The sequence below is a fragment of the Mycolicibacter sinensis genome (assembly GCF_001667945.1).
Taxonomy (GTDB): Bacteria; Actinomycetota; Actinomycetes; order Mycobacteriales; family Mycobacteriaceae; genus Mycobacterium; species Mycobacterium sinense_B.
Genome location: NZ_LZJK01000114.1, coordinates 43,889 through 50,011, shown reverse-complemented (window position 1 = coordinate 50,011; position 6,123 = coordinate 43,889). Strand labels below are relative to the sequence as shown.

Below are 6,123 nucleotides of genomic sequence, written 5' to 3'. Positions count from 1 at the left end.
CTGGTCGATATCGGCGACTTTGCCGGTGAAGGCAATCTGCTGGCCGCCCACGCCGGGCAGCTGCAGACCGCACAGCATCCGGCGCTCGCCGTGCTGGCGCCAGGCTCGCTCGCCGGCCCACAGCATGCTGGCGACGAACTTGCTGTGCGGGTCGAACTTGACCCCGAGGTAGCGGCGCACCGACGACTCGCACTGTTCCTGGGTGATTTGCTCGATGCGGGCGGTCGTCGGCGGCGGGGCGTCGGGGCCGTACTCGGCGCCGGGGAACATCTTCATGTCCACCGGCCCGGCGACCTCGAACTTGTGCTCGTCGGCGCAGCTGACCACCGTCGCGCCGTCCAGATCGTTCTCCGGCCAGTTCAGGCAGTCGCCGGCGACCGCGCGGTCGATCGCCTCGTTGCCCTTGCCGATCCCCAGGCCCAGCCCGGGACCGGCGCCCTTGCCGCCCGGGCCGGCGGCCGGCTCGGTGTTCAGGTGTCCCAGCAGCCCGCCGTGCCCGTCGCCGAGCACCGGAACCACCGTGACCAGCCCGGCGATGAGCAGCCCGCCCAGGGCGGTCAGCAGCAGGGTGCGGCGGGTGGCGGCCGCCTGCAGCGTGCGCAGCCAAGACACCCGCTGGGCGGGTGGATTTTCCTGGTCGGCTGCCTCTGACATCGGATCCATTCTGACAGGCAGCCACTGATGCGTGACAAATGATGCGAAAGTGATGCCACCGGCAGGGTTGTAGGGTTGCGCCGTGATCGACCTGAACCTGCTGCGTGAAGACCCCGACCGTGTCCGCCGCTCCCAGGTGGGTCGCGGCGAGGACCCGGGCCTGGTGGATGCCCTGCTGGCCGCCGACACCGCCCGGCGCGCCGCGATCGCGGCGGCCGACAACCTGCGCGCCGAACAGAAGGCGGCCAGCCGGTCCGTCGGCGCCGCGTCGCCCGAGGAGCGCCCCGTGCTGCTGGCGCGGGCCAAGGAACTGGCCGAGCAGGTCAAGGCCGCCGAAGCCGCCCAGGCCGACGCCGAGGCGACGTTTGCCCGCGCGCACATGGCCATCCCGAACGTCGTCCTCGACGGGGTGCCGGCCGGCGGGGTGGACGACTACACGGTGCTCGATGTGGTCGGTGAGCCGCCGGCGATGGCGAACCCGCGCGACCACCTGGAGCTCGGGGAGTCGCTGGGCCTGATCGACATGGGCCGGGGCGCCAAGGTCTCCGGCTCGCGGTTCTACTTCCTGACCGGCCGCGGTGCGCTGCTGCAGCTCGGGTTGCTGCAACTGGCGCTGCGGGTGGCGGTCGACAACGGGTTCACACCGATGATCACCCCCGCGTTGGTACGGCCGGAGATCATGTCCGGCACCGGGTTCCTCGGTGCGCACGCCGAGGAGGTGTACCGGCTCGAAGCCGACGACCTCTATCTGGTCGGCACCTCCGAGGTGCCGCTGGCCGGCTACCACTCCGACGAGATCCTGGATCTGTCGGGCGGGCCGCTGCGCTACGCCGGGTGGTCGTCGTGTTTCCGCCGGGAGGCCGGCAGCTACGGCAAGGACACCCGCGGCATCATCCGGGTGCACCAGTTCGACAAGGTGGAGGGCTTCGTCTACTGCCGGCCCGCCGAGGCCGAGGCCGAGCACGAACGGCTGCTCGGCTGGCAGCGCGACATGCTGGCCCGCATCGAGGTGCCCTACCGGGTGATCGACGTCGCCGCCGGCGATCTGGGTTCGTCGGCGGCGCGCAAATTCGACTGCGAGGCCTGGGTGCCGTCGCAGGGCACCTATCGGGAGCTGACCTCGACATCGAACTGCACCACCTTCCAGGCGCGCCGGCTGGCCACCCGCTACCGCGACGAGAACGGCAAGCCGCAGACCGCCGCGACGCTCAACGGCACGCTGGCCACCACCCGCTGGCTGGTGGCGATCCTGGAGAACCACCAGCAGTCCGACGGCAGCGTGACCGTGCCGCAGGCGCTGGTGCCGTATGTCGGCGCCGAGGTGCTCGAACCCTAGGCTCCGGCGTCAGGCCGCGAACAGCCGGCGCGAGCAGTCCAGCAGCATCCGGTGCAGCTCCTCGTTGGGGATGTCGGCGACGGCGGGATCGGCTGCCGCGCCGAAGATCCCCGACACCAGCACCGCGACCGCCGTGCGCGCAGTCGGGTCGGGCTCCGGGCCGGCCAGGATGGCCTGCAGCCGGCGGACGGCGTCCCGGAACTCCGCGACCGCCTCGATCACCACGGCGACGGCGGGATCGGCGTAGACCAGTGCGGTGGTACGACGGTGCCGGACGGCCAGCTCGATCATGCCGCTGATGGTGGCCTCCCGCCGGACCTGCGGCGACGGGATCACTTCGGCGATCTTGACCACTCGGGCGATGTCCTCGAACGCCGGACGGAACACCGCGGCGACGATGTCGTCCTTGCAATGGAATTGGTAGTACACCGCCGACTTGTTGACGCCCAGTCGGTCGGCGATCATCTGCAACGACGTGCCGCTCACCCCGTGTTGCGTGAACAGCTCCTGTGCTGCCTCCAGCACCCGGTCCCGCGCGAATCCACGCGGTGCCACCGCCCTTGCCACCGCCTACCTCCCGGCCCTTCAGGCCTCACGCGCGCTGAGCCACAGTGAGCTACACCGCAGAGTTGAACTGACTAATCGCTTGATTCTACTTTACTAGTCGTATAACTTCGCCTTTTGTCACGCGCAACCACAACCGCGGGGGAAGGGAGCGTCGCCGATGCCGGACGCCTGGGTGCACAACCTTGCTGAGCCGTCGCAGCTGCCGGGAGTGCCCGGCCCCAGCGTCGCGGAACTCCGGTGATGACAGCGCTCAAACGCGGGTGGCTGCCGCTGCTGATCATCGTGGTGGTGCTGCTCGGCACGGCGACCGTGCTGCGGCTACGGACCTACTTCGGCGGCGAGAACTCCAACCTGGTCAGCACCAAGGTCGACGACACCAAGCCCTATGACCCCAAAGTCGTCACCTACGAGGTCTTCGGTGAGCCCGGCGCCACCGCCGATATCAGCTACCTCGACCTCGACAGCAGGCCGCAGCGCGTCGACGCCGCACCGCTGCCCTGGACGCTGACCTTGAGCACCACGTTGTCGGCGGTGTCGCCCAACCTCTACGCCCAGGGCAAGGGCTCCATGCTCGGGTGTCGCATCAGCATCGACAACGAGCTCAAAGACGAACGAACCGCCACCGGCGTCAGCGCCCTGACCTTTTGTCTGGTGAAATCCGCATGAGCACGCACAGCTCCACCGGCGCCGAGCGCGGCACCATCGCCAAATGGATTCGGCGCCTGGCGATCCCGATCATGCTGGGCTGGATCGCGATCATCGTTCTGGCGAACACGACCGTTCCCCAGCTGGAGAAGGTCGCCGAGATGCGCGCCGTGCAGATGACCCCGGACGAGGCGCCGTCGATGATCGCGGTCAAACGCCAGGGCCAGCTGTTCGAAGAGTTCAGCTCCAACAGCTCGGTGATGCTGGTGCTCGAGGGCGAGCAGCCGCTGGGCGCCGACGCTCACCACTACTACGACGCGATCATCGCCAAACTCAAGACCGACACCACCCACGTCGAACACATCCAGGACTTCTGGGGCGATCGGCTGACCGCCGCGGGAGCCCAGAGCCCCGACGGCAAGTGCGCCTACGTGCAGATCTACACCGCCGGCAACCAGGGCGAGGCGCTGGCCAACGAATCGGTCAAGGCGGTCCAGGACGCCGTCGACAGCGTCACCGCCCCGCCCGGCGTCAAGGCCTACGTGACCGGCGGCGCGGCGCTGGCCGCCGATCAAGACAAGGCCGGCACCCGCAGCATGCACGTCATCGAATCGCTGACGTTCGTCGTCATCATCACGATGATGCTGCTGGTCTACCGATCGATCACCACCGTGCTGCTGGCGCTGGCGATGGTGGTGACCGGCCTGATGTCCGCCCGCAGCATCGTTGCCCTGCTCGGCTATCACAACCTGATCGGGCTCTCGCCGTTCGCGACCAGCCTGCTGGTGACCCTGGCGATCGCCGCCGCGACCGACTACGCCATCTTCTTGATCGGCAGATACCAGGAGGCGCGCAGCGCCGGCGAGGACCGGGAAAGCGCCTACTACACCATGTTTCGCAGCACCGCTCATGTGGTGCTCGGTTCGGGGATGACGATCGCGGGCGCCACGCTGTGCCTGCACTTCACCCGATTGCCCTACTTCCAGTCCCTGGGTATTCCACTGGGTATCGGGATGACGGTCGTCGTCATCACCTCGCTGACGATGGGGGCGGCGGTCATCTCGGTGGCCGGGCGGTTCGGCAGCCTGCTGGAACCCAAGCGGGCCAACCGGGGCCGGGGCTGGCGCAAAATCGGTGCGGCGGTAAGCCGTTGGCCTGGACCGATCCTGATCGCCGCCACCGCGACCGCTATGATCGGCATCCTTGCCCTGCCCGGCTACCGGCCCGGCTACAACGACCGCGCCTACATGCCGGCCGACCTGCCCGCCAACCAGGGCTTCTTGGCCTCCGACCGGCATTTCCCCTCTGCGCGGATGAACCCCGAGATGCTGATGATCGAAACCGACCACGACGTGCGCAACTCGGCGGACTTCCTGGTCATCGAGCGAATCGCCAAGCGGGTCACCGCAGTACCCGGCATCTCCCGGGTCATGTCCATCACCCGGCCGCAGGGCATCCCGATGGAGCACTCCACCTTCGGCTACCTGCTCGGCATGCAGGCGGTCAGCCAGGAAATGACCCGCAAATTCAACGACGACCGCACCGCGGAGATGCTGGCCCAGGCCGAGGAGATGCAGGTCAACATCGACACGATGACGAAGATGATCGAGCTCATGGAGGATATGAACGCCACCATGGGCCGCATGGTCGGCAAGATGCACCTGATGGTCTCCGACATCGAGGACCTGCGCGACAAGATCGCCAATTTCGACGACTTCTTCCGGCCGATGCGTAGCTACTTCTACTGGGAGCCGCACTGTTACGACATCCCGATCTGCCATGCGCTGCGGTCGGTCTTCGACGCCATGGACGGTGTCGACACGATGACCGACAGCTTCAAGCAGATCGTTCCGGACATGGACGCGATGGCCGCGCAACTGCCGCAGATGCTCACCTTGATGCCGCCGATGATCCAGATGATGAAGAACACCAAGGCCATGATGCTGACCACCTATGCCACCCAGAGCGGGCTGGCCAAGCAGGCTCAGGAAGCCCAGGGGGATCCCGCGGCGATGGGCGAGGCCTTCGACAAGGCCCGCAACGACGACTCCTTCTACCTGCCGCCGGAGATCTTCGACAACGCCGAATTCCAGCGCGGCATGAAGATGTTCATCTCCCCGAACGGGCACGGGGTGCGGTTCGTCATCACCCACGAGGGCGATCCGCTGAGCGCCGACGGCATCGAGCACATCGACGCGATCAAGCTCGCGGCCAAGGAGGCCATCAAGACCACCCCCTGGGAGGGTTCCAAGATCTACGTCGGCGGTACTGCGGCGATGTTCAAGGACATGCAGGAGGGCTCCAACTTCGACCTGATGATCGCCGGCGTCGCGGCGCTGTGCCTGATCTTCATCATCATGCTGCTGATCACCCGCGCCGTGGTGGCCGCGCTGGTGATCGTGGGCACCGTGGTGGTGTCACTTGGCAGCGCCTTTGGCCTCTCGGTGTTGTTGTGGCAGAACATCATCGGCCTGCCGGTGCACTGGATGGTGCTGGCCATGGCGGTGATCATCTTGCTGGCCGTGGGCGCCGATTACAACCTGCTACTGGTGTCGCGGCTGCGCGAGGAGATCCACGCCGGACTGCATACCGGCATGATCCGCGCCATGGGCGGCAGCGGGTCGGTGGTGACCGCGGCGGGACTGGTGTTCGCCTTCACCATGATGACGATGGCGGTCAGCGAACTGCGGGTGATCGGCCAGGTCGGCACCACCATCGGTTTGGGACTGCTGCTCGACACCCTGATCATCCGGTCGTTCATGACGCCGTCGATCGCGACCCTGCTCGGCAAATGGTTCTGGTGGCCGCAGGTGCCGCGCCTGCGGCCGGAGCCGGCGCCGTGGCCCGCGCCGCTGCAGCGGAATCCGGGCGAGGCTCTGGTCGGATCCGGTGGCGGATCCCACCGACGGTGGTGAGGGCCG

General features: G+C 67.5%; 5 protein-coding genes. 3 read left to right on the top strand and 2 right to left on the bottom strand.

All coding sequences use genetic code 11. From position 1 onward, the window contains the following. Nucleotides 1-663 (bottom strand): septum formation family protein (locus A5694_RS15365; protein WP_165605201.1); only part of this gene is annotated, 663 nt, incomplete at its 3' end. 73 nt (nt 664-736) lie between these two features. Here A5694_RS15365 and serS point away from each other — a divergent pair. Beyond that, nucleotides 737-1,990, top strand: a complete 1,254-nt coding sequence (serS, locus tag A5694_RS15360; protein ID WP_064922687.1) for a serine--tRNA ligase — start codon at nt 737-739, stop codon at nt 1,988-1,990. A gap of 9 nt (nt 1,991-1,999) precedes the next feature. Here the strand turns inward: serS and A5694_RS15355 are convergent, their stop codons facing one another. Continuing rightward, nucleotides 2,000-2,557, bottom strand: coding sequence for a TetR/AcrR family transcriptional regulator (locus tag A5694_RS15355; protein WP_064922685.1), 558 nt, complete (start codon nt 2,555-2,557; stop codon nt 2,000-2,002). Nucleotides 2,558-2,797: 240 nt separating this feature from the next. Here A5694_RS15355 and A5694_RS15350 point away from each other — a divergent pair, with 240 nt between their 5' ends. Together A5694_RS15350 and A5694_RS15345 are read left to right on the top strand one after the other, a co-directional pair. Beyond that, a complete protein-coding gene (locus tag A5694_RS15350; RefSeq protein WP_064922683.1) occupies nt 2,798-3,223 on the top strand; it encodes an MmpS family transport accessory protein in 426 nt (141 codons plus the stop codon). Next, nucleotides 3,220-6,117, top strand: coding sequence for an RND family transporter (locus A5694_RS15345; protein WP_064922681.1), 2,898 nt, complete (start codon nt 3,220-3,222; stop codon nt 6,115-6,117). The genes A5694_RS15350 and A5694_RS15345 overlap by 4 nt, the downstream gene beginning before the upstream one ends. The last annotated feature ends 6 nt before the right edge of the window (nt 6,118-6,123 follow it).

What these genes read in the sequence shown, in the direction of transcription:
- A5694_RS15350 (WP_064922683.1), top strand. Translation starts at nt 2,798, where the DNA reads ATGACAGCGCTCAAACGCGGGTGGCTGCCGCTGCTGATCATCGTGGTG.
- A5694_RS15345 (WP_064922681.1), top strand. Translation starts at nt 3,220, where the DNA reads ATGAGCACGCACAGCTCCACCGGCGCCGAGCGCGGCACCATCGCCAAA.